Below are 2,824 nucleotides of genomic sequence, written 5' to 3' on the forward strand. Positions count from 1 at the left end.
ACTATGTCTTCTTTAATTTTTGGTGCTAAATAATTCAGCCTTAAAATTTGTTGTATTCGTCTTGTACCTATATTAATTTTTGCACTCAACTCTCCTACGCTTCCATATTTTCCTTCCTCTAATTGACGTTTCCACAAATGAGCTCTTACCACTGCTTTCAGTAGCGCATTATTTGTTTTGCCTTCTGGCTCGATCGCTGTGCATTTGTTTCCTTTCTTTTTTATTGGTATAAATTCCACCTTATCCTCTGAACTCATTTCTATTCCATCTTCTTTTACCATTACTCTCTTTATTAACTTTTTCACTACTTCTTTCTGTTTCCCAAAACTCCATTTTTCTTCGATCTTTTCTTTCCAATTTTCATATAGCTGCTCCGCTTTCTTTATCACTTCTTTTTCCACTTCTCCTGCTACTATTGTTCGATTTACTGATTCACAACTTTTTCCTCTTAAATGATTGTTGCATACGTAATATCGATATCTCTTATTCTCTTTTTTTGAGTACGTTAGCGTCATGTTTACTTCACAGCTCTTGCACTTAATTATTCCCCTAAGCAGCGCTTCCTCATATTTTGCTTTTCTATATGGCTGATTCCTTATCAATTCCTGCGCTTTTTGCCATTTTTCTTCCTCTATTATTGCTTCATGTTTTCCTTCATACTCTTTCTCATAATGTCTGATTTTTCCCATATATATTGGATTTGTTATTATTCTTCTCACCGTTGCCTTTTTAAAGATATCTGATTTTCCTTTCGTACGGTACCCCTGGCTATTTAACTCCCTTGCCAATTCTGCCATTGACTTCAGCTCCAAATATCTTTCAAATATATACCTTACCACTTTTGCTTCTTTTTCATTTACTATTAATTCTTTATCTTTTACATCATACCCTAGCGGTAAAGTTCCACCCATCCATATTCCGTGCTCTTTCGATGTTGCTATTTTATTTTTTACTCTCTCTACTATCATTTCTCTTTCTAGTTGTGCTGCCCCTGATAATACCGTTTGCACAAACTTTCCCATTGGCGTATTATTATCAAATATTTGTGTTACTGCTACAAAATTTACTCGGTGCCTTCTAAAAAATGATGTTACTTCGATGCTGTCTTTTGTTTCCCTTGATAGTCTGTCTAATGTATATACTACCACACAGTCCACTTCTCCTGCCTTTACATCTTCAAATAATTCCTTTATTGCTGGTCTTTCTAAATTCTTTCCTGAGAAACCTCCATCGTCGTACCTTTTTGCCAATACTACCCAGCCTTCTCTGCTCTTTATATATTTTTCACATGCTACTCGCTGCGCATCTAAACTGTTAAACTTTTGTTCTAGACCGTCTTCATTTGACTTTCTCGTATATATTCCACATCTTATCCCTTTACACATTTTCCCTTCCCTTTTGATCACGCAAACCAAATAGGAGCGGCCCATTGTAACTCATTCCCATTATTTTCCCTTCCACCGCTGATAATGACGTATAAAATTCTTCTCGGTAGATTAAACCCTTATCTGTTACCATTACCGCATGCGTCTCTTCCCCTCTTGTATCTTGTAAAAAGCATCTAATGTTTTAAGCTTAAGCATTAGGTGGAGGAGGGAAGAACTCTGTTTCTCCTCTTAGATATAAAATCTGTAAGAAAGATAAGAGTTCCCTCCTCAAAAGTATAGGCTGGACGGTATCGTAGAAAGACCTAAATGGCTCTAATTCTGTATCCACAAGGTTAGCCTTACTTTTCGTTTTAAATGGTAACGTATGGGGTTATATATGATCAACAACTTTCTTGGAATTGATGTATCAAAAGATCGCTTTGATGTTTTTCTTTCATTCATAAGTAAAAAAGAAAAGCGTGAAACTAGGAAAAGGAGCTTTAAGAACGATGATCTTGGGTTTCAAGGTCTGCTGAGTTTTCTACAAAAGCATAATGTGGAAGAAGTAAAGTCATGCATGTGGTTGTTATAGCGAAGCTTTGGCTGAATTTCTGCACAATGCTGGACATTTTGTTAGTGTTGTAAATCCTTATTGTATTAAATCTTATACAAGGAGTAAGCTCGTAAGACAAAAGAATGATCAGACTGATGCAGAAATTATTGCTGATTATTGCCAAAGACAGGAACCAACTCGTTGGACACCACCTTCTTCTGAAATGAAAAAATTAAAACATCTTTATCGTTGCTCAGTTGCGTTAAAAGAATTAGTAAATAACCACCTAGAAAAAAAAGAGAGACTGCCTAAAGAAGTTGCAAATGCTTGTTGCAACGAATATAGTTAAAAAAATAGAAATAATAAAAAACTCCATACGCAAACTATTAAAGCAGCACAAAGAATTGTTGGAAAATTTTCAGCTTCTATTGACTATTCCAGGAATAGGAGAGGAATCAGCAATGGCTATTTTAGCTGAAATCCCTGACATAAAAGCTTTTAGAGATGCCAGGCAATTGGCAGCATATACAGGAGTTATACCGAAAAATATAACATCAGGTTCATCTGTACATTCTAAACCAAGATTAAGTAAATCAGGTTCACAAACATTACGTAAGGCCCTTTTCTTTCCTGCCATAGTAGCCAAGAATCACAATCCTATCATTGTGAGTTTTTGCCAAAGACTAAAGAAGAAGGGTAAGCATAATATGGCAATTGTGGGAGCTGCAATGCGTAAGCTACTCCATATCATTTTCGGTATCCTGACATCCAAAAGTGCTTTTGATCCAAATCATATCAAGAATTACAGAACTAGGATGTTGACTGTAGTTTAAAATCAAAAAATGCTTCCAATCCATTCAACATATTCACTAACTGTAATCTGTGTACTGTTACACAATCAGAA

Annotated in this window: 1 protein-coding gene and 2 pseudogenes; 1 reads left to right on the top strand and 2 read right to left on the bottom strand. The window is 35.6% G+C overall.

The features are described 5' to 3' along the window. Together Wcon_RS09135 and Wcon_RS09140 are read right to left on the bottom strand one after the other, a co-directional pair. On the bottom strand, positions 1-1,385 hold a 1,385-nt coding region (locus Wcon_RS09135), incomplete at its 3' end, for a recombinase family protein (RefSeq protein ID WP_147269185.1). Further along, a pseudogene (locus Wcon_RS09140) lies at positions 1,378-1,542 on the bottom strand (DUF2924 domain-containing protein); the annotation flags it as partial. The pseudogene Wcon_RS09140 and the gene Wcon_RS09135, both read right to left, overlap by 8 nt. Before the next feature lie 222 nt (positions 1,543-1,764). On the opposite strand from Wcon_RS09140, the pseudogene Wcon_RS09145 reads away from it, so the two are divergent. After that, positions 1,765-2,753 (top strand): annotated as a pseudogene (locus Wcon_RS09145) (IS110 family RNA-guided transposase). The last annotated feature ends 71 nt before the right edge of the window (positions 2,754-2,824 follow it).

Source organism: Wolbachia endosymbiont of Cylisticus convexus (genome assembly GCF_003344345.1).